Source organism: Cellulomonas biazotea (genome assembly GCF_004306155.1).
Taxonomy (GTDB): domain Bacteria; phylum Actinomycetota; class Actinomycetes; order Actinomycetales; family Cellulomonadaceae; genus Cellulomonas; species Cellulomonas biazotea.
In genome coordinates, this window is sequence record NZ_BIMR01000519.1 from 1 (window position 1) to 229 (window position 229).

1 pseudogene is annotated in these 229 nt (G+C 69.4%); it reads left to right on the forward strand.

What is annotated here, in order from left to right:
* Nucleotides 1–229 (forward strand): annotated as a pseudogene (locus CBZ_RS21600) (hypothetical protein); the annotation flags it as partial.

Here is a 229-nt window from a genome sequence, read left to right on the forward strand (position 1 = left end):
CTGGCCACCACCAGCCCCGGCAACCCCTACCCCGACCACGACACCTTCCACCGCTACGAGAACCTCGCCACCGTCACCATCACCCTGACCACCACCTGGACCGGCCGCTACCGCGTCGACGGCACCACCGTCTGGCACGACATCCCCGGCACCGCCCAGACCACCACCACCAGCACCCCCTTCACCATCGAAGAACGCCGCGCCCGACTCGTCGACGACCTCTGCACCG